This window comes from Thalassotalea sp. Y01, from assembly GCF_012932945.1.
Classification (GTDB): domain Bacteria; phylum Pseudomonadota; class Gammaproteobacteria; order Enterobacterales; family Alteromonadaceae; genus Thalassotalea_A.
Genome location: NZ_JABBXG010000010.1, coordinates 60,963 through 82,248 on the forward strand (window position 1 = coordinate 60,963; position 21,286 = coordinate 82,248).

Genomic DNA, 21,286 nt, shown 5'->3' on the forward strand with positions numbered 1-21,286 from the left:
GCGAGCCTCACTCCCCTTTAAACAACAGCAACCTGTTTAAGGATTTCATCTATAACCATGTCAGCGGTGATTCCATCTGCCAGCGCATCGTACGACAACACCAAACGATGCCTTAATACCGCGTGCACAATCTGACGCACATCATCAGGATCGACAAAATCTTTACCGTTCAGCCAAGCCATCGCTCGCGCACTCTTATCCAACGCGATACTGGCTCGCGGACTTGAACCTACCGCTAACCAGTTGGCTAGAGGAGAATCAACATACTGTTCTGGCTGACGTGTGGCGATAATGATCGACACCATGTAATCAAGTACGGCATCAGAGCAATGGACTTGACGAACTTCATCGCGAGCTGCAAAAATCACTTGCGGGTCGACTTTGATTTGCTCGCCATTAATTTCCATTTCTTCACCACGAACTAACTTAATGATTTGAGCTTCTGACTCTGCATCAGGGTAATCAAGGTTAATTTTCATTAAAAAGCGGTCCATTTGCGCTTCAGGCAAAGGGTACGTACCTTCTTGTTCAACTGGGTTTTGAGTTGCCAAAACCATAAATAGCTCAGGTAATTTATAGGTTTTACCAGCAACGGTAATTTGTCGCTCTTCCATCGCTTCTAACAACGCTGCCTGGACCTTGGCCGGGGAGCGATTAATTTCATCGGCCAATAATAAATTATTAAATACAGGGCCTTGTTGAAACGTTAAACAGGGTTTGCCATCAATTTCTTGATACACCTCGGTACCAGTAACATCAGATGGCAACAAATCTGGGGTAAACTGCACACGCCCCAAGTCAACAGTTAACGCCTCGGCGAGTGCTTTAATTGAGCGCGTTTTCGCCGTCCCAGGTAACCCTTCTAACAGCACATTGCCGTTAGTAAGCAAGGCGATGATCAGTGTTTCAACCATATGTTTTTGACCAATAACTGAACTTTCAACCTGAGATGTTAATTGTGATATGGACTGTCTCGTTTGATTCATTGATGTTCCTTAAATGATGGACGACGTAGCATCTGGCGCTATATTAACGATGCCAACATATACTATCCAATGATACCTATTTATAAGTGATATACTTAAGGAGTATAGCAGCTGACAGAGAGACAAAAGACATGCGTTCAATAGCTCAAAGACTGGCCCGAATTGACCTTAACTTGTTAGTCACCTTACTGGTGTTATTACAAGAAAATAATGTCAGTCGGGCAGCGGAAAAGCTGTTCGTGTCGCAACCGGCAGTGAGTCGAGCATTGCAAAAACTAAGAGAGATATTTGATGACCCACTGTTTGCGCGCGAGTCCAGCGGTTTGCGGCCAACCAGCAGAGCTGCAGAGCTAAAACAACCTTTGACGGTACTGCTAAATGATGTCTATGGTTTGATTGACAACAGCGATTTTGATCCTAAAACATGCCAACAAAGCTTTACGATTGCCATTCCTGGCTTGATGAGTCATTCCTTGTTGCTGCCAGTTATTGACACCGTCAGCGCACTGGCACCGGATGTGATCATTTCCCAACAACCATCCTCATTAACACAACAAAAACATCTGTCGACCGGCAGCTTAGACTTTGCGATTTTTGTTGCACCAATTAACGAAGAGCCTTTTCAATCAACGTTATTAGGCTATTCCTATCCGGCAATTTTTGCTCGCAAGGACCACCCTATTTTTGCTATAAGCAACCCTAGTATTGACGATTGTTTGCATTACAAATTCGTAGATTTTAATGTTGAAGTGCAATCAGAGTCGCTTATCTCTAATCCGGCCTTACGATATATTGACGATCATAACTTACATCGTCAGGTTGCTTTTCAAAGCGGTCAGTTGGGCATGTTAGCAGCGGTTATGAAGAAAAATGATTACTTACTTATAGGCGCACATCATTTGATGGAACAGGCGGTTTTGCAACAGGACTTTAAACAAGTGATGTTAATACATGACAAAAGTTATGCTGTGCCAATGTATTTAAATGATCACATCATCACTCACAACAGCGCAGCGCATAAATGGCTGAAACGAATTCTAATTGACGAGCTTAAGGCGGTAATTGACGGGTCGTTAACGGTTAAATAATTCGGCGAACATCACGCCTCTTTATGGCCTTTAGCGTAGCGAATACGTGTGATGATTTATTGCATTTTAGAATTAAAAAAGGCCAGTATAAACTGGCCTTTTTTGCGTTTTGGAAACTGTCTTAGCGACGGATACCTAAACGTTGGATTAGATCTTGATAGCGAGTAACGTTCTTACGCTTAACATAATCAAGAAGTTTACGACGTTGGCTAACCATACGTAGTAGACCACGACGTGAGTGGTGATCGTGAATGTGCTTCTTGAAGTGACCTTGTAGGTGATTGATTTGAGTAGTTAAAAGAGCTACTTGAACCTCTGGAGAACCAGTGTCACCTTCTTTAGTTGCGTATTCTGCAACGATTGTTGCTTTTTGTTCAGCTGATAAAGACATAATATATACCTTAGTGTTAATAGTGTTTAATCAAACCCGCTAAGCCAAACACTAATTCAGCATAGCGGAAAAGAGCGCGTATCATAGCAAAATCCGCCTGCTATGCAAGCAATTTTACGTATTGCTACAAATGCTTACTGTTCGTGTTGTACAACCAAGCGTTTCGGCGCTAACATGCCGTCGCTATTGATATGGCCAACACCGATAAACTGTTTGTTATCACCGACGGTGATTTTAAGCAAACCATCTTCGCTGACACCTGGCATCATTACCGGATTACCATGTTTAAGATAATGTGCCGCTTCGTCGTCAACATTAACTTCGCTTAAGCCAACCACAGCAGTATCCATTGGTAACAATAATGGATCGAGTAACTCAGACGGTGCTATGTCTTGCTCTCGAGCCTGCTCCAATAACTGCTCTAATTGCTCCAAGGTGACCATGTTTTCTACCGGGTAGCTACCAACAGTCGTACGACGTAACATGCTTACATGCGCGCCACAACCGAGTAACTCACCTAAGTCATCAACGATGGTACGAATGTACGTACCTTTAGACACGTGAATTTCCATGTCCACTTCATCGCCTTCAAAACGCAATAAATCTAAACGGTAAACGTCAATATCACGCGCTTCTCGCTCAATGGTGAGACCTTCTCGCGCATACTTGTACAAAGGTTGACCTTTGTGTTTTAGCGCTGAATACATCGACGGTACTTGTTTTGATTTACCACGAAATGATTCCAGTGCTGGCAATAACTCAGCATCACTGATGTTCACCGGCTTTTCGCTCACTACCTCACCGTCCGCATCACTGGTTGTGGTGCGAATACCCAACTTAGCAGTGACGATATAGGTTTTATCTGTATCGAGTAAAAACTGAGAAAACTTAGTCGCTTCACCAAAACAAATAGGCAACATGCCGGTTGCTAGCGGATCTAATGCACCGGTATGCCCTGCTTTATTGGCAAAATAAATGCGTTTTGCCGCCTGTAATGCATGGTTAGATGACATTTCATAGGGTTTATCCAACAATAAAACGCCATCGACTTGACGGCCTTTTCTGCGTCTTGCCATGAATTAGTCTTCCTGCTCGTCGTTCGTTTTGCCTGACTTTCTTTCGTCTTCAGCAATGACTTTATTCACTAGGTTGGTCATGCGAACACCTTCCACCAAAGATTTGTCATATTCAAATCTAAGTTGCGGCATAATGCGTGCACGTAACACTTTTGCTAATAACGAACGAATATAACCGGCAGCATCGTTTAAAATGGCTAACGCGTCTTTAATTTTGCTGTCATCATCGTGGAAAAAGGTAACGAATACTTTGGCGTACGCTAAGTCGCGGCTAACCTCTACCGCGGATACGGTTACCATGCCCAAACGCGGATCTTTTACTTCACGTTGTAAGATTACCGCAATTTCTTTTTGGATTTGTTGTGCCACCCGATCAGTACGGGAAAATTCTCTGGCCATTCATTGCTCCAATATATAAAAATGCCATTAACGCGCGTATATTTAGCGGTTAACAGGCAAAAATAGGGGCTAAGCCCCTATTTTATTCACTAGGCTGTTATTCAAGAGTTACAGTGTACGTGCCACTTCAACTGTCTCGAATACCTCAATTTGGTCACCAACGCGTACATCGTTGTAGTTCTTAACACCGATACCACACTCAGTACCGTTACGAACTTCTTGTACATCGTCTTTAAAGCGACGTAATGACTCAAGCTCACCTTCGTATATTACAACGTTTTCACGAAGTACACGGATTGGCGCGCTACGTTTAATGATACCTTCAGTAACCATACAACCAGCGATAGCACCAATTTTCGGTGACTTAAATACATCACGAACTTCTGCAAGACCAATGATCTCTTGTTTGAATTCAGGGGCAAGCATACCGCTCATCGCTGACTTCACTTCGTCGATCAGTGCGTAAATAACGCTGTAGTAACGTAAGTCTAGGTTTTCAGCTTCAATAACCTTACGCGCAGACGCATCAGCACGTACGTTGAAACCAACAACAATTGCGTTAGATGCGGCAGCTAGTGAAGCATCAGTCTCGGTAATACCACCAACACCAGAACCAACGATTTTAACTTTAACTTCGTCAGTAGATAGTTTGGTTAGTGAGTCTGAAATGGCTTCCAATGAGCCTTGTACATCAGACTTAAGTACCACGTTAACTTCTGAAACGTCACCGTCTTCCATGTTAGCAAACATGTTTTCAAGCTTCGCTTTTTGTTGACGTGCAAGTTTCACATCACGGAATTTACCTTGACGGAACAACGCAACTTCACGAGCTTTCTTCTCATCTTTAACAACTGTCGCTTCATCACCTGACTGAGGTACACCAGAAAGACCTAAAATCTCTACTGGAATTGACGGACCTGCCGTTGTAATGGCTTTACCATTTTCATCACGCATGGCTCGAACACGACCGTACTCTAAACCACAAAGCACGATATCACCTTGCTTCAACGTACCTTCTTGTACCAATACTGTTGCTACAGGACCACGGCCTTTATCAAGTTTAGACTCAACAACAACACCGTTCGCCATCTTATCAACAACCGCTTCAAGTTCTAGAACTTCAGCTTGCAGTAGTACAGCATCAAGCAATTCATCAATACCTAAACCAGTCTTAGCTGATACAGGACAGAATTGAACGTCACCGCCCCACTCTTCAGAAAGAACATCGTGTTGTGAAAGTTCACTACGTACACGCTCAACATCCGTGGTTTCTTTATCCATTTTGTTGATTGCGATAATAATTGGCACGTCAGATGCTTTAGCATGCTGAATCGCTTCAACTGTTTGTGGCATAACACCATCATCGGCAGCGACAACAATGATTACGATATCTGTCGCTTTCGCACCACGTGAACGCATTGCAGTAAACGCGGCGTGACCCGGAGTATCTAAGAACGTGATCATACCGTGACCAGTTTCTACGTGATAAGCACCAATATGCTGGGTAATACCACCAGCTTCGCCGTCAGCAACTTTCGCTTTACGAATGTAATCAAGTAATGACGTTTTACCATGGTCAACGTGACCCATGATGGTAACAACCGGTGCACGGGTGATTGACTCACCAACATGACCGCGATCTTCAAGAACCGCATCTTCTAGTGCATTTTCATTTACTAGAACAACGTTATGACCCATTTCTTCAACAACAAGTGCCGCAGTTTCTTGGTCAATAACTTGGTTAATGGTTGCCATAGCACCCATTTTGAACATCACTTTAACGACTTCAGCACCTTTAACCGCCATTTTATCGGCTAGTTCAGCAACAGAAATGGTTTCACCTAAACGTACGGCACGGGTAATGTCTTTAGCTGGCTTTTGGAAGCCGTGCTGTAAAGACGTAGGTGCACTAAGTGTACCTTTCTTACGACCGCGAGCACCACGACCTCTGGCACCACGATCGTCTTTACCTGGCTTTTTCTTTTTCTTACGACGGTTTTTAGTTTCGTCGCGCATATCAGCTTGGTCTTCAGCTTCTTGAGCATAAACAGAAGATGTTACGTGAACAACTTCTTGCTCTTTCTTCTTACGTTCAGCTTCTTGCTCTTTCCAACGTGCTTCATTTTCTTCAGCAAGTTTGGCCGCAGCGGCAGCCGATTGACGAGCTTCTTCTTCAGCTTTTGCGGCAGCTTCAGCTTCTTGCGCTAAACGTATCTTTTTCTCTTCTTCGTTTTCTTCTTTCGGCTCAGCTTTTTCTACTTCTTGCGCTTTTTCTTGTGCTGCTGCTTTGGCTTTGGCTTGCGCTTCTGCACGAGCTTTCGCGTCTGCTTCTGCTTTAGCTTTCGCTGCGGCTTCTGCTTTGGCGCGTGCTTCGGCATCGGCTTTGGCTTGCGCTTGAGCTTCTGCTTGCGCTTGAGCTTCAGCTTCTATGCGTGCCTGCTCTTCTGCTTCGGCTTGGGCTTTAAGCTCAACATCACTGGCTTTCACGTAGGTACGCTTTTTACGCACTTCTACCTGTACCTGTTTGGCTTTAGAACCAGAACCAATAGATAAAGTTGATTTCTTCTTACGGTTTAACGTCATACGCGTAGGTTGCGAATCTGACGTATCACCGTGCTGCTTTTTAAGGTGTTCAAGCAAGCTTTCTTTCTCTTGCTCAGAAACGCTTTCTTCAGCGTTCTTTTGGATACCAGCATCGTCTAGCTGTTTAAGCAAACGATCGGTATCTGTACCTATTTCGATAGCAAGTTGTTTTACGGTTACATCGGTCATTAAATATTTTCTCCTTGCTAAGCTTATTCTTCGTTAAACCAACAAATATTACGGGCCGCCATAATAAGTTCTGCTGCTTTTTCTTCAGTTAGCTCTTCAATATCTGAAATTTCATCAACACCTTGCTCAGCCAAATCTTCCAGCGTGATTACGCTGCGGCTTGCAAGTACGAATGCAAGGTGTTTGTCCATACCTTCAAGATTTAATAAATCTTCTGCTGGCTCTGCATCTTCTAGTGATTCTTCGCTAGCCAGAGCAGCAGTTGTTAATGCTCCTTTAGCGCGCTCACGTAACTCTTCAACGATGTCTTCATTAAGGCCATCGACGTCTAGCAATTCATTAACTGGAACATAGGCAATTTCTTCAAGTGAAGAAAAGCCCTCTTCAACCAACATAGTGGCGAAGTCGTCATCGATATCCAGTTTTTCAGTAAACAAGTTAATAACCTTGTCGTTTTCTGCTTCATGTTTTGACTTCATGTCTTCAATAGTCATGACATTAAGTTCCCAACCGGTAAGTTGGCTTGCCAATCGAATGTTTTGACCACTTTTACCAATCGCCATAGCTAAATTGCTTTCTTCTACGGCGATATCCATGGTGTTGGTATCTTCATCTACGATAATTGAGGCAACTTCTGCCGGCGCCATCGCATTGATAACGAATTGAGCTGGGTTGTCGTCAAATAAAACGATATCAACACGCTCACCACCAAGCTCACCAGATACCGCTTGTACACGTGAACCACGCATACCAACACACGCACCAACTGGGTCAATACGTTTGTCGTTAGACTTAACGGCAATCTTAGCGCGGCTACCAGGATCACGAGCAGCGCCTTTTATTTCCAACATTTCTTCACCAATTTCTGGCACTTCAACGCGGAACAATTCGATTAACATTTCAGGTTTAGCACGAGACACAAATAATTGTGCGCCACGAGCTTCTGGGCGAATATCAAACAACAAACCACGAATACGGTCACCAGGGCGGAATACTTCGCGCGGTAGCATTTCATCGCGGAAAATAACCGCTTCAGCATTATTACCTAAATCTAGGATAACTGAATCACGGCTTGCTTTTTTAACCACACCGGTGATGATTTCACCTAGTTGATCACGGTACTCACCAACGACTTTAGCGCGTTCTGCTTCACGTACTTTTTGTACGATAACTTGCTTCGCCGTTTGTGTAGTAATACGGTCAAACTTGACCGACTCAATTTGCTCTTCAACAAAATCACCCAAACCAAGTTCAGGTTCATCATATTGTGCAGCCGCTAAGCCGATTTGTGCGTAAGGGTTTTCCATTGGTTCGCTGCCATCTTCAACAACTTCCCAACGACGGAATGTATCAAACTCACCGGTTTCACGGTCAATTTCCACTCGTACTGCGATATCGCCTTCATATTTCTTTTTTGTGGCTGTCTCAAGTGCAGTTTCCATCGCCTTGAATATATCTTCGCGTGGTAATGCTTTTTCATTAGAAACCGCATCAACGACCAGTAGTATTTCCTTGCTCATGCTTTTAAAGCCTCACTTCTTATTTCAATTTCCACTCATTTCGCTACATTACAGCACAGCGAAATGAAAAATCAGTTTAAAACTTGGCGATTAAGTTCGCCTTATCGATATTGCCAATCGGTAACTCATAGTCCTGGCCATCAACGATGACAATCAAAGTGTCACCTTCGATTGCTTCAAGTTCACCTTTGAACTTGCGACGTCCGTTAATAGGCATCGACAGTTTTACCTCTATTGTTTCACCAACAACACCTTCATAATGAGGCTTTTCAAACAACGGTCTGTCTACCCCAGGTGATGATACTTCTAAGTTATATTCAGTACTGATTGGGTCTTCCACATCCAATACTGCGCTGACTTGTCGTGACACTTCGGCACAATCGTCAACGTCTATGCCATTCTCATGATCAATAAATAAGCGTAAAACCGAGTTATTTCCGGCACTGATGTATTCAATACCCAATAATTCTTTGCCAGTCATTTCAACAGACGGACGCAGCAACTCAGTTAATTTTTGCTCAAACTTACTCAAGAATATTCTCCAAAAACGAAAAAAGGGCCTCTTGGCCCAATAGTGTAGCTACCTGGCATCGTCATCTATCACCGGAAGGCTCGGACAACAATCAGTAGTATTGGTGTCGTTCCGTAATCTGCTAACAAGCGATCTACAGATACGAAAAAGCCCCAATTCACACGGGGCCCTCAAAAACAACCCTTTGTGAACAGTAAAAGACTAAGACCATGAGGTGCAATTTATCTAATACAGGCCGTGAAAATTAGCGATTTAGTACCCTAGAGTTGTAAGTAAAAAATCATTTCACGTCAAAGCTGTGCAAATTATATATGGGTGCGCATAAAAGAGCAATATAAACCTAGGCTAACTTTACAATTTCACACTAATTTGCGGAAACATTAATGTACTAAGAAAAAGTTTGATGGGTTGCCAAACCATTGCTTAAGGTTTTCGGATCACTATTTAAGCGATAACCTTTGAGCAACATTATTGTTTATCGAGCGCTAAACGAAAACCAATATCGGGCATTCGCACATTACTGGTCGCTCCGTCACGACGATATACATAAGACTCTTTATCGGAAAACTCGTAACCGCCTCCACGCAGCACTTTTAGTGACACTTGCTTGATATCGGTGGTAACAATATACATCGGGTTGTCGCGCGGTTTGTCTGAGTATACTGTGCGGCTCATATCATCTTGGCAAAATTCCCACACATTTCCGGTCATATCATGTAAACCGAGTTCATTACCACGCTTTAATCCGACAGGTTGCAGTTTACGGTTAGCGTTACCGGCATACCATGCGACGTCATCAATGGTGTCAGAGCCACTAAACAAGAATCCCTTTGATTGATTACCACCTTTAGCGGCGAATGCCCATTCAGCCTCACTGGGTAAACGAAATACTTTACCTGTCGCCTCATTAAGACGGTTAATAAACTGCTGCATATTAATCCAACTGATATTGTTCACTGGGCACAAGTCGCAGGGAAAATAACTGAAATTCCACCCCATCACCGCTAAGAATAATTCTTGAGTGACTTCGGTGCGGCCCATATAAAATCCATCGACCGTCACTTGATGTGGCGGTTTTTCTCGACTGTTGGCGTCTACATGGTCTGAGCCCATGGTAAACTCGCCGCCTTCGACCCAAATCATATCCTTCATTAAACGCTCTACCATGGCATCTGAAAGCTCTGCAGGTTGTTGAAGTGATTTATCTTGTGCACTAGGGTCTTCAATGGTTTCTTCTGATAATGATTGTTCCGATATCTCTGCAACCTTGTTTTGCTCTGGCTGAGTTTGTTGCGCGGGTTCTTGCTGTTGAGGTTTTTGAGGATTCTGAGGTAGTTGAGTTAGTTTTTCTTGTTGCTCCTCAACGTTTGACAATGCATTTACGCTGAATGTGCAGCTAAGTAAGCAAACACCGAGTAATCGGCCTTTCATTTCAACATATCGATATGAGTGTTGCATATTGCCTCTCTCAATTGGTGTGAATTCACAAATAAAAAAATATAGCTGGTGAACGACTTAAGTGATGACACCAACATTAACCTTGCTTATAAAACTAACGTAAGCACCTTTTTAGAAATAACCCGACACGCATATGCCGCATGCATATTCTTCCATACGCCGTAACCAATCCTTGCGTTAAAAAGACGCTAGATATGTAACCAATACCGCTTCAGAACCGGGGTTTTGGTTACCTATCCCGCCGTTAGAAATATGACCTAGTTCGATACGAATACTCGACTGCGTGTTTAACTTATAGGACGCCATAATGGCAGTATAAAACTCAACCTCATGGCCAAGTTCATCGGTATTGTCGTTTGAGTCTTCATGATAATAGCCAATCGAGGTCATCATTCCCCAACGCCATTTCGGCCATCGAGCAACAATTTTAAATTCTTTGCTCAGTCCAATGGAGGCATAATAAGCGCCGTAGTCATTAACCATAATTTGCATGAGCGGCCGTATACCCCAATACTCCTCCCAAGGCATAAATTCGTAACCTAATTTGATTGTCGAAATCTGACCTTTATCAACCGCACCAAATACACCAAATCCGGCAGTTACTCTAGGTTTATCCTGAATAGCAACAACAATTGGTGTTACAAAACATAAAGACAAAACAACTAAAATACTTTTGGTTCTTACGTGTTTCATAGTGGTCCATAGCTAAGTATATAAAAGTATAGACATATTTTTGGAGTTGAGGGGATGAATATAGGCACATAATGCGCGGCGGTTTGTACTTTTGCTAATTCAAAACATTGCTGACTAAAAGTAACGCTGAACAGTTTGTTTGGGTTTAAAAAAACGCCATCCTAGTGAGATGGCGTTTATCACATGCTTTACATGGCATGTTACATCAATGATGCATTTTCGAAAACGTTACATGCCGGCTAATTTAACTAAATTAAGGTAAGTTAAACTAAATTAAATTAGACCGTTAATTGGTCATGCATTGAGTTACACTGGCGCCTTGTTCAACCGCTTGTTTGATCAGGCTCATGACATCTTCACTTTTCACTTTTTCGATCAGTGTATTGACCAAATCCGTCGCTTGTTCGTCAGACGACTTGTCCGCCATACAACTATACGCATTGGCAATACTGTCTTTTACCTTATTGACTGCATCAGGGTTACTAAAGTCTACATTGATTGCATCCTGTACCGATAATGCTAACGCTTTAGCTTGCTCGGCAGCACCGCCGAATTGATCTAAATTGAGACTTTCCACATCAAATGACTGAACCGCTTCTTGTACTTGGTCAGCGGCTTTTTTCGCGTCATCACAAGCAAAAAGCAAAAAACACAACAGTGAAGCGATAAGCAAACGTTTCACCTTAACCTCCAAGGCTTGAAAAATAAATGTAAGTATAGCAGCAAGGCAAAATATGTTGCTGTTTTAAACCAAATTACACTTTTTATCTGATTTCGAGATGAATTAAGGGTATTGAGTTCACAAAAGTCCTAACAGGCAATGCATTATTTTTATTTCGTCCTTTGTGTCTTATTTACCCTTTCAAAAAAAACAGCATAAAGAACTGGTCATACCAGGCAGGTTTGTTAGTATAGGTTTAAATTTAGTAATTAAATAACAGACAATGTCAGATTATAAAGCCCCACTTGAGAACATTCGTTTCCTAATGAATGACGTTTTCAATTTTGAAAAACATTACGGTCGATTCCCATCCTATCAGGACGCCAGCCCTGATATGGTCGAAGCCATCATCAGCGAATGCGCAAGATTTTGTGAAAACGAATTAGCACCAATCAATCACATTGGTGATAAAGAAGGTTGTACTTTCAACGATGGTGAAGTCACCACACCAATAGGTTTTAAAGACGCGTATCAAAAGTATATTGACGCTGGTTGGCAAGGGTTAAGTTTTTCAACCGAATATGGTGGCCAAGGCTTACCGCAAAGCCTTGGTTTGGTTAAAGCTGAGTTTATGGGCACCGCAAACTGGTCATTTGGCATGTACCCTGGCCTTAGCCTAGGTGCCATGAATACTATTTTAGCGCACGGCAGTGACGAGCAAAAAAACACCTACCTACCGAAACTGACCAGTGCCGAATGGACCGGCACTATGTGTCTTACTGAAGCCCAATGTGGTACCGACTTAGGTCAGATAAGAACCAAAGCTGAGCCGAATCAAGATGGCAGTTACGCCATCAGCGGCAGTAAAATATTTATTTCTGCTGGTGAGCACGATATGGCAGAGAATATCATACACATTGTTTTAGCTCGCCTACCCAATGCACCAAAAGGTACCCGAGGTATTTCTCTGTTCATCGTGCCAAAATTTAATGTCGACGAGCAAGGTAACCTGCTTGACCGTAACACGGTTAACTGTGGTTCTATTGAAGATAAGATGGGCATTAAAGCATCCTCTACCGCCGTATTAAATTTTGATGGTGCCAATGGCTATTTGATTGGACCTGAAAATAAAGGCTTAGAATGCATGTTCACCTTTATGAATACAGCACGTATCGGTACCGCGCTGCAAGGGGTTTGCGCCGCAGAATTTGCTTATCAAAAAAGTCTGTATTACGCCAAAGACCGACTATCGATGCGCTCTCTTACTGGCTCAAAATTTCCAGATAAAATCGCCGATCCTTTGATTGTTCACCCAGACGTTCGTCGTATGCTATTAACTCAAAAAGCCTTTGTTGAAGGTGGTCGAGCAATGATTTTATATGCGAGCAAAGCGGCCGATAAATTTGCCGACGCCGATAACGAAGATATTCGTCAACTTGCTGATCAAAAACTGGGCTTTTTAACGCCAATCCTAAAAGCCTTTTTGACTGAACGAGGTTTTGACTCGGCCAATTTAGGCATTCAAATATATGGTGGACATGGCTACATCAAAGAATGGGGTTTAGAGCAAAACTTACGGGATGCTCGTATTGCAACCTTATATGAGGGTACAACAGGCATTCAAGCGTTGGACTTGATTGGCCGTAAAGTGATGCTAGATAGAGGTAAGCAGATCACTGCGATTGTCAAAGAGATCCTCGGCTATTGTAAAGATCACAGCATGATTTCATCTAACCCACAGAAAAACCGCATGCATAAATTTGTTTGGCCACTGAGTAAAGCAGCCGCGAATTGGCAACAGTATACGTTTCGTTTGATGCTTAAAGCGAAAAGCGATCGTGACGTTGTTGGTTCCGCATCAGTCGATTACCTGATGTATTCCGGCTATATTTTGATGGCATACATGTGGGCACAAATGGCACAAGCCGCAAATGAGAAGCTGACCAGTGGCGAAGGTGACAAAGAGTTTTACAAAGCCAAAATACGCACTGCAGAGTTCTACTTTGAGCGGATTTTCCCACAAGCGAAAGTCCATGCCTCACTGATGATGAAAGCGCCAACGACATTGATGAAATTAGAAGCTGAAGCGTTCTAAGCGACAGTGGTTATACAAGATATACATCTTTTATTTGTAGCTGGTTCGAAACTAATGCAACGCTCAAGGACGTACAATTGCCACTAAAAATAGGTATTATTAACGGTTATATTGAGTCAAATTAGAGACTTTAAAGTAAAAAATAATTAGGCCGGTTTCATAACGAACCCGGCCCTATTATTTTGCATGTTAGATCCAGTCTTAGCTAATATAGCTAGGCTTGTATAGGGTCGACGGAGCCAACAATACTCACCAATAATGACGTAACGTACTAGCTGCTAACTTCTACACCATGGCATTTACTGCTATACTCCACGCCTTTGTTTTACTTCGCGATTTTCTGCTAATGCAGCCCGTTGCTCACTCAAATAACCGAGATTTTATATGCCATTTTCAAAACTTGGATTATGCGATTCTATTGTCAAAGCCCTAGCCGAGCTTGATTATAAATCTCCTACAGCAATACAGGTTAAGGCGGTACCGGTAATCTTATCAGGTAAAGACGTCATTGCCGGTGCCCAAACAGGCACAGGTAAAACCGCCAGTTTTGTATTGCCGTTACTGCAATCGTTAAACAAACCACGCAAGCTGCGTGGCAAACGAATTCGAGCACTTATTCTCACACCAACACGTGAGCTTGCCGTTCAGGTTGAAGCGAGCATTCGCCAATACGGTAAATATCTAAATCTGAGCTCCATGGCAATGTATGGTGGTGTTGATTCAGCGCCACAAATACAACAGTTGATCTGGGGCGTAGACATTCTAGTTGCCACGCCTGGAAGATTGTTAGATCTGGCGCACCAACGGGCATTACATTTTGATGAACTTAAAGTGCTTGTCCTTGATGAAGCGGACAGAATGCTAGATATGGGCTTTATCGATGACATAAATAAAATTATTGATCGCTTGCCCACTGAGCGACAAAATCTATTATTTTCAGCCACCATAAGCGATGATGTTCGCACATTGGCAAAACGAACGCTGCACGATGCGGTAGAAATATCGACAACACCGGATAGTAGCTCCGCGCCGAAAATTACTCAGTGGCTGATCACGGTAGACAAGGGTAATAAATCAGCCTTGCTCAGTCATTTGATTAAAGAACAAGAGTGGCAACAGGCACTTATTTTCATCGAAACAAAACACGGCGCAGCCAAGCTGGTCAGTCAGTTAGAGAAGCGCGGAATTAAAGCAGAATCCATTCATAGCGGAAGAACCCAAGCAATACGTGAACAGATTCTCAGTGAATTCAAATCCGGCGCAATCAAATTTTTAGTGGCGACCGGTATTGCTGCCCGCGGCATCGATATTGGTGAGCTTACCCGCGTGGTTAATTATGATTTACCCGACAAGGCCGATGATTATATTCACCGTATTGGCCGCACTGGACGTGCAGGCTTAATGGGAGAAGCGATATCGTTTGTATCCAAAGATAACTTTAGAAATCTATGTGCCATTGAAAGTCGTCTCGGCCATATTATTGAGCGTAAAGAAATAGAGGGGTTTGCGGTCAAAAAAGTGGTACCTGTATCTATTTTGAATTACGTACCGAAGAATAAGCCACAGAGAAGATAGCTGATCGCACCGTATCATAAGCCTAAGAAAAGGATTAAGTGAATAACTATACGGGCACTTAGTTGCTAAATACGTGTCCCACAAAATCTTAAAAGTCCAACTCACTTTTATATTAGGCGTAATACATCTTTGTGAGTACACTAAAATAAAACTATTTATCTGTAAAATATTCTCCATTGTTCAAATACAAAAAAACCGGTCATAAGACCGGTTTTAATATGTTTTGGTGCGGATGGAGAGACTCGAACTCTCACGGCCGAAGCCACAGCCCCCTCAAGGCTGCGTGTCTACCAATTCCACCACATCCGCAAAAACGTATGAGGCGAATTAGTTTGGTACGTCGCTCTCTTTTTTGTCGTCGCTTGCAGGCACATCAGACGCTGGTGTAGCGCTTTCTACTTGTTCTGCGCCGCCCAAGTTATTCCATTCATCGGTTGCTTTGGTACGCTGTGCGGTCAGGTTACCAAGAATCAAGCTAGTAACGAAAAAAATCGTTGCCAAAATTGCCGTGGTTTTGGTCATAAAGTTACCAGAACCTGATGAACCAAAAATGGTGGCTGACGAGCCTGCACCGAATGATGCGCCCATGTCTGCACCCTTACCTTGTTGAATTAAAATAAAACCAACAAGAATCAAGGCAATGATTAGATAAACAACTAACAATACTTGATACAACATTATCTTTAAATCCTATTCTGCTGAGCAGATATTACTAAATTCTTCAATTTTTAAACTCGCCCCGCCAATTAGACCACCGTCTATATCAGCTTGGGAGAACAATTCTTGGCAGTTACCTGCGTTAACACTACCACCGTACAAAATTGCCGTTGTGTTGGCAATATCTGTGTCAAACGATGCTAGATAACCACGAATAAACTCGTGGGTTTGTTGCGCGATTTCAGATGAGGCAGTTTTGCCTGTTCCGATTGCCCATACAGGCTCATAAGCAACAACGACATTTTCAAATGCCTGGATACCAATTTGATTGATAACCGGATCTAACTGCGACTTTAACACTGTTTCGGTTTCGCCATTCTCGCGTTCCGATTCAGTCTCACCAATACATAAGATGGCGGTAAGGCCATGGCCTAAAACATGCGCTACTTTATCGGCAACTAGCTCAGAGCTTTCACCGTAAATCGCACGTCTTTCTGAATGCCCCAAGATCACGTATTGTACCTGTAAATCTTTCAGCATTAAAGCTGAAACTTCACCGGTATAAGCGCCCTTGTCATGTTCGTTCGCATTTTGCGCACCAATCGCAATGTCTTGGTTTGAAAATACACTTACAGCATTGGCTAAATAAGGTGCCGAAGGACAAACAATGACCTGTTTGTTTTTTAAAGTCAACGCGTTAAGCGCTTCGCTCATTTCGAGTATTAACTTCGAATCGCCGTTCATCTTCCAATTCGCGGCCACAATGGTCTGTCTTGTCATAGCAATTCCCTATTAGAAAACGGCGAGATATTAACAACTGTCAATTAAAGATACAAGGAAATATCTCGCCTACCAGTTTGTTTGCTTAAATTAGCAACACATTTATTACAAATTCAACACATTAGCTTTGGCTTGATTTACGGTTCACCAATACCCATGCCGAAGATAATATCACTTAGTGTTCAGCACCTGCGGCTTTAACAGCGTCAGCAATAACATTCGCTAAGCGCGACACTTCTGCCACTTCAGGTCCTTCCACCATAACGCGGATTAACGGTTCAGTACCGGATTTACGTAACAGTACTCGACCTCGTCCAACTAATTCTGTTTCTACTTCATCAACACTTTGCTTAACTCTGTCATCATTAAGCGGGTCAGTGTATTCATTGAACCTAACATTAACCAATATCTGCGGTAACTTAGTCATACCAGATTTTAACTGAGCTAAAGTCTTACCTGACTGGCAAATGGCTTCAAGCACATTAAGGGCGGCAACGATACCATCACCGGTAGAGGTGCAATCTAGATTAATGATATGACCTGAATTTTCAGCACCAAGCTTCCAACCTTTTTGTTTCAGTTGTTCCATGACATAACGATCACCAACTTTGGCGCGGCTAAATTCAATATCAAGTGATTGTAGCGCCAATTCTAGGCCCATATTACTCATCAGAGTACCAACCACACCGCCGACTAAGGTTTCGCGATCCTGTGCGTTCTTAGCGATTATATAGATAAGTTCATCACCATCAACGATATCACCATTGTGATCAACCATCATTAAGCGGTCACCGTCACCATCAAGGGCGATTCCTAGATCGGCTTGTTGCTCAAGCACTAACTTGGCAATATTAGAGGTAGATGTTGCACCGCAATCGTCGTTAATGTTGATGCCATTTGGCTCGCACCCGTATTCAATCACTTCAGCGCCCAGCTCACGAAACACCGCAGGGGCGATATGGTAAGTGGCACCATTGGCGCAATCAACAACGATTTTCAAACCATTTAGAGAGTATTCTGATGGGAAGTTACTCTTACAAAATTCAATGTATCGACCGGCTGCATCATCGATGCGCACTGCCTTACCAAGTTTTGCGGAATGGACGCAATCCATGTCTTCATCGAGCATACGTTCGATTTGTAACTCGACCTCGTCAGGTAGCTTTTCACCAGACGTTGAGAAAAACTTAATACCGTTATCATAAAAAGGGTTGTGTGAGGCGCTGATAACAATCCCCGCTTCTGCGCGGAATGTTTTGGTGAGATAGGCAATGGCCGGTGTTGGCATTGGTCCCATCAAACCGATGTCGATGCCTGCTGCTGAAAAACCAGCTTCTAGTGCAGACTCAAGCATATAACCTGAAATACGAGTATCTTTGCCTATCAGTACTTTTTGCGTGCCTTGTGTTGCCAAAACTTTACCAGCAGCCCAACCAAGCTTCATAACAAACTCTGGAGAAATTGGCGCTTTGCCGACCAGTCCGCGTACACCATCGGTACCAAAATATTTTCTTTCAGACAAATTACTGTCTCCTAATTGTTTTTAAAATTGTAGAATAAATCTGTGTAACTTATAAAATTATTATCGTCTAAATTGCAGCGTTTTATTCAAAACCGCTAACGCATCGACGGTTTCTTTGACATCATGCACTCGAATGATATTGCCGCCATGCAATGCAGCAATGACTGCTGCCGATAAACTGCCGGCAAGACGTTGTTCCAGCTCGCAATTCAGCAAATTGCCAATCATCGATTTACGTGACATGCCAGATAGTATTGGTAACCCCATGCAAGCTAGCTCCTGTTGTCGAGCCAGTAATTCATAGTTTTGTTCAAGGGTTTTACCAAAGCCATAGCCCGGATCGATAATGATTCGCTCTCGTTCAATACCTGCTGCAACACACTGTGCTATTCGGTCATTAAAGAAATCGAGGATATCGCCAATCACATCACCGTATTGCGGATCATGTTGCATGGTGCGTGGCATGCCTTGCATATGCATTAAACAGACCGGTAATTCACACTCAGCAACCACTTCTAGACAACCAGGGTTTTGCAGTGCTCGCACATCATTAATTAAGCCCGCCCCCGCAGCAATGGCTTGGCGCATAACTTCAGCTTTGCTGGTATCGACTGAGACTATGGTATTAAAACGGCGTGTAATCGCCTCGATAACCGGAATGACGCGCTGCAACTCTTGTTGTAATTCAACATCAGCTGCACCAGGTCGAGTAGACTCACCACCAACATCAATAATCGTCGCGCCGTCGGCTAGCATTTGCTCAACTTGCATTAAGGCATTTTCAATCGAGTTGAACTGCCCCCCGTCGGAAAAGGAGTCTGGCGTTACATTAAGAATCCCCATCACTTGTGGTGAGGTTATATCGAGTTGTTTTTCAGCAAATAACATGGTTTAAGGCAGTGTCTTATCGAGATTGTTATTGGTTTTGCCATATATTATAGAAGAGGCTGTTATTCAATGACAACGACTTCCCGCTAACATTATCAATATTTTACTCATCGGACAATAACTTACACATTTGCCAAAGCTCAAAAAGCGGCGATTTTTGCGAGGCGCAAAGACTAATTTTCGGACAAATAAAAACCCGCCATATAGCGGGTTTTCATATGTTGACCTAGAAGCTAAATTTAGCTTTTAGTTCGCTGGTTCATCAGCTGGATTATTAACATCCGGGTTGCTTGGCTTAACCGAGCTTGCTGGTGGTGTGCTGTCGTTACGATTTTCATCACCATAACCTTTCGGTGCACGGACATCGACACGAGCCATCAAATCATCAATTTGATCAGCATCGATGGTTTCGTATTTCATAAGCGCGTCTTTCATTGAGTGCAAGATATCCATGTTGTTTTTAAGAATATCTTCTGCTCGTTTGTAGTTGCGTTCAATGATGGTACGAACTTCATCATCAATATCTTTGGCAGTCTCGTCAGACATATGCTTGTGTTGTGCAGCGCTACGTCCAAGGAACACTTCGCCCTCTTCTTCTGCATACAACATTGGTCCCATCTTGTCAGATAGACCCCACTGGGTAACCATCTTGCGAGCGATTTCAGTGGCACGCTCAATATCGTTAGATGCGCCTGTTGACACCTTGTCAGAACCATAGATGACATCTTCAGCAATTCGACCACCGTAAAGTGATGACACCATGCTTTCTAGATGCATCTTGCTGTGACTTACTCTATCTTTTTCTGGCAAGTACATGGTTACACCTAAGGCGCGGCCACGAGGAATGATACTTACTTTGTACACCGGATCATGCTCAGGCACCATACGACCAACGATTGCGTGACCAGCTTCATGATACGCAGTCATTTCTTTTTCTGACTCGCTCATCACCATGGAGCGACGTTCTGCGCCCATCATGATTTTGTCTTTGGCTTTATCAAACTCAACCATAGACACCATGCGACGACTGGTACGGGCGGCAAATAATGCAGCTTCGTTTACCAAGTTAGCAAGATCGGCACCACTAAAGCCTGGTGTACCACGGGCAATAACCGCGGCATCGACGTCATCAGCAATTGGCACTTTACGCATGTGTACTTTAAGAATTTGTTCACGACCACGAATATCAGGTAGACCAACAGTAACTTGACGGTCAAAACGGCCAGGACGTAATAAGGCCGGATCCAATACATCAGGACGGTTAGTCGCGGCAATCACGATAACCCCTTCAGTACCTTCAAAACCGTCCATTTCTACCAACATTTGGTTCAATGTTTGCTCACGTTCATCGTGACCACCACCAAGACCGGCACCACGTTGGCGACCTACCGCATCAATTTCATCAATGAAGATAATGCACGGTGCAGATTTTTTCGCTTGGTCAAACATATCACGTACACGCGATGCACCAACACCAACGAACATCTCTACAAAGTCAGAACCTGAGATAGAGAAGAATGGCACTTTCGCTTCACCGGCAATCGCTTTGGCCAATAGGGTTTTACCCGTACCAGGTTGACCAACCATTAAAATACCTGAAGGAATGCGACCACCTAATTTTTGGAATTTCGATGGATCACGTAAGTAATCAACCAACTCCGCAACTTCTTCTTTTGCTTCGTCACAACCGGCAACGTCGGCAAACGTTGTTTTAATTTGATCGTCAGATAACAGGCGCGCTTTAGACTTACCAAAGCTCATGGCGCCTTTACCGCCACCACCTTGCATTTGGCGCATGAAGAAAATCCAAATACCAATCAATAACAACATTGGGAACCAGTTGATAAAAATACTGGCAAGAAGACTTGGCTCTTCCGGTGGAACACCCTGTACTTTGACGTTATTTTGAATCAAATCATTGAGCAAATCTTTGTCATATTGGGTAGGGATCATTGTCGTGAATGTTTGACCATTGCGCATTTTGCCATTGATAACACCATTGGCTTCAATGTTCACTTCACCGACCTGTCCCGAACGGGTATCAGAAATAAATTGGGTATAATCAAGCTTTGCGTCAGCCGTGTTGCTAGGCGTAAAGCTTTGAAAAACCGACATTAATACTATAGCTATCACTAGCCATAAAATAAGATTTTTAACCATATCGCTCAATGTGAGGACCTCTTGTATAGCTTA

Annotated in this window: 18 protein-coding genes and 1 tRNA gene; 3 read left to right on the top strand and 16 right to left on the bottom strand. The window is 43.2% G+C overall.

The window, feature by feature from the left end; all coding sequences use genetic code 11:
* Window positions 1-17: 17 nt before the first annotated feature.
* The gene (locus HII16_RS13995) at window positions 18-986 is read right to left on the bottom strand and encodes a MoxR family ATPase (RefSeq protein ID WP_169131039.1); all 969 of its coding nucleotides are present in this window, start codon (window positions 984-986) and stop codon (window positions 18-20) included.
* A 131-nt stretch (window positions 987-1,117) separates the two neighbouring features.
* On the opposite strand from HII16_RS13995, the gene HII16_RS14000 reads away from it, so the two are divergent.
* Window positions 1,118-2,074: a LysR family transcriptional regulator gene (locus HII16_RS14000; protein ID WP_169131041.1), complete on the top strand. Its 957-nt coding sequence runs from the start codon at window positions 1,118-1,120 to the stop codon at window positions 2,072-2,074.
* A gap of 121 nt (window positions 2,075-2,195) precedes the next feature.
* On the opposite strand, the gene rpsO is transcribed toward HII16_RS14000, so the two are convergent.
* The 9 genes from rpsO to HII16_RS14045 form a co-directional block, all read right to left on the bottom strand.
* Window positions 2,196-2,465 carry a 30S ribosomal protein S15 gene (gene rpsO, locus HII16_RS14005; RefSeq protein ID WP_169131043.1) on the bottom strand — a complete coding sequence of 90 codons (270 nt, stop codon included), beginning with the start codon at window positions 2,463-2,465 and terminating at the stop codon, window positions 2,196-2,198.
* Between the two features lie 134 nt (window positions 2,466-2,599).
* On the bottom strand, window positions 2,600-3,541 hold the full coding sequence (gene truB / locus HII16_RS14010; protein WP_169131045.1) for a tRNA pseudouridine(55) synthase TruB: 942 nt from the start codon (window positions 3,539-3,541) through the stop codon (window positions 2,600-2,602).
* Between the two features lie 3 nt (window positions 3,542-3,544).
* Window positions 3,545-3,940, bottom strand: a complete 396-nt coding sequence (gene rbfA / locus HII16_RS14015) for a 30S ribosome-binding factor RbfA (protein WP_135437184.1) — start codon at window positions 3,938-3,940, stop codon at window positions 3,545-3,547.
* 108 nt (window positions 3,941-4,048) lie between these two features.
* Window positions 4,049-6,712 (bottom strand): translation initiation factor IF-2, encoded by a 2,664-nt coding sequence (gene infB, locus HII16_RS14020; RefSeq protein WP_169131047.1) that lies wholly within the window; start codon window positions 6,710-6,712, stop codon window positions 4,049-4,051.
* Window positions 6,713-6,735: 23 nt separating this feature from the next.
* Window positions 6,736-8,232 carry a transcription termination factor NusA gene (nusA, locus tag HII16_RS14025; RefSeq protein ID WP_135437186.1) on the bottom strand — a complete coding sequence of 499 codons (1,497 nt, stop codon included), beginning with the start codon at window positions 8,230-8,232 and terminating at the stop codon, window positions 6,736-6,738.
* A gap of 76 nt (window positions 8,233-8,308) precedes the next feature.
* Complete coding sequence (gene rimP / locus HII16_RS14030) at window positions 8,309-8,764, bottom strand: ribosome maturation factor RimP (protein ID WP_135437187.1); 456 nt, start codon at window positions 8,762-8,764, stop codon at window positions 8,309-8,311.
* A gap of 468 nt (window positions 8,765-9,232) precedes the next feature.
* Complete coding sequence (locus HII16_RS14035; RefSeq protein ID WP_248289636.1) at window positions 9,233-10,222, bottom strand: SUMF1/EgtB/PvdO family nonheme iron enzyme; 990 nt, start codon at window positions 10,220-10,222, stop codon at window positions 9,233-9,235.
* 177 nt (window positions 10,223-10,399) lie between these two features.
* Window positions 10,400-10,915, bottom strand: a complete 516-nt coding sequence (locus HII16_RS14040) for an acyloxyacyl hydrolase (protein WP_169131049.1) — start codon at window positions 10,913-10,915, stop codon at window positions 10,400-10,402.
* Between the two features lie 286 nt (window positions 10,916-11,201).
* Window positions 11,202-11,597, bottom strand: a complete 396-nt coding sequence (locus tag HII16_RS14045; protein ID WP_169131051.1) for a hypothetical protein — start codon at window positions 11,595-11,597, stop codon at window positions 11,202-11,204.
* A gap of 262 nt (window positions 11,598-11,859) precedes the next feature.
* Between HII16_RS14045 and HII16_RS14050 the strand changes: the two genes are divergently transcribed.
* Together HII16_RS14050 and HII16_RS14055 are read left to right on the top strand one after the other, a co-directional pair.
* The gene (locus HII16_RS14050; RefSeq protein WP_169131053.1) at window positions 11,860-13,671 is read left to right on the top strand and encodes an acyl-CoA dehydrogenase C-terminal domain-containing protein; all 1,812 of its coding nucleotides are present in this window, start codon (window positions 11,860-11,862) and stop codon (window positions 13,669-13,671) included.
* A gap of 384 nt (window positions 13,672-14,055) precedes the next feature.
* Window positions 14,056-15,246 (top strand): DEAD/DEAH box helicase, encoded by a 1,191-nt coding sequence (locus tag HII16_RS14055; protein ID WP_169131055.1) that lies wholly within the window; start codon window positions 14,056-14,058, stop codon window positions 15,244-15,246.
* 224 nt (window positions 15,247-15,470) lie between these two features.
* Here the strand turns inward: HII16_RS14055 and HII16_RS14060 are convergent.
* The 6 genes from HII16_RS14060 to ftsH form a co-directional block, all read right to left on the bottom strand.
* A tRNA-Leu gene (locus HII16_RS14060) sits at window positions 15,471-15,555 on the bottom strand.
* Window positions 15,556-15,573: 18 nt separating this feature from the next.
* The gene (gene secG / locus HII16_RS14065) at window positions 15,574-15,921 is read right to left on the bottom strand and encodes a preprotein translocase subunit SecG (protein WP_211183526.1); all 348 of its coding nucleotides are present in this window, start codon (window positions 15,919-15,921) and stop codon (window positions 15,574-15,576) included.
* Window positions 15,922-15,936: 15 nt separating this feature from the next.
* Window positions 15,937-16,683, bottom strand: a complete 747-nt coding sequence (tpiA, locus tag HII16_RS14070) for a triose-phosphate isomerase (protein ID WP_169131059.1) — start codon at window positions 16,681-16,683, stop codon at window positions 15,937-15,939.
* Between the two features lie 175 nt (window positions 16,684-16,858).
* Window positions 16,859-18,205, bottom strand: coding sequence for a phosphoglucosamine mutase (gene glmM / locus HII16_RS14075; RefSeq protein WP_169131061.1), 1,347 nt, complete (start codon window positions 18,203-18,205; stop codon window positions 16,859-16,861).
* A gap of 60 nt (window positions 18,206-18,265) precedes the next feature.
* Window positions 18,266-19,093, bottom strand: a complete 828-nt coding sequence (gene folP, locus HII16_RS14080; RefSeq protein ID WP_169131063.1) for a dihydropteroate synthase — start codon at window positions 19,091-19,093, stop codon at window positions 18,266-18,268.
* Window positions 19,094-19,339: 246 nt separating this feature from the next.
* The gene (gene ftsH, locus HII16_RS14085) at window positions 19,340-21,262 is read right to left on the bottom strand and encodes an ATP-dependent zinc metalloprotease FtsH (RefSeq protein WP_135437211.1); all 1,923 of its coding nucleotides are present in this window, start codon (window positions 21,260-21,262) and stop codon (window positions 19,340-19,342) included.
* Window positions 21,263-21,286 lie beyond the last annotated feature (24 nt).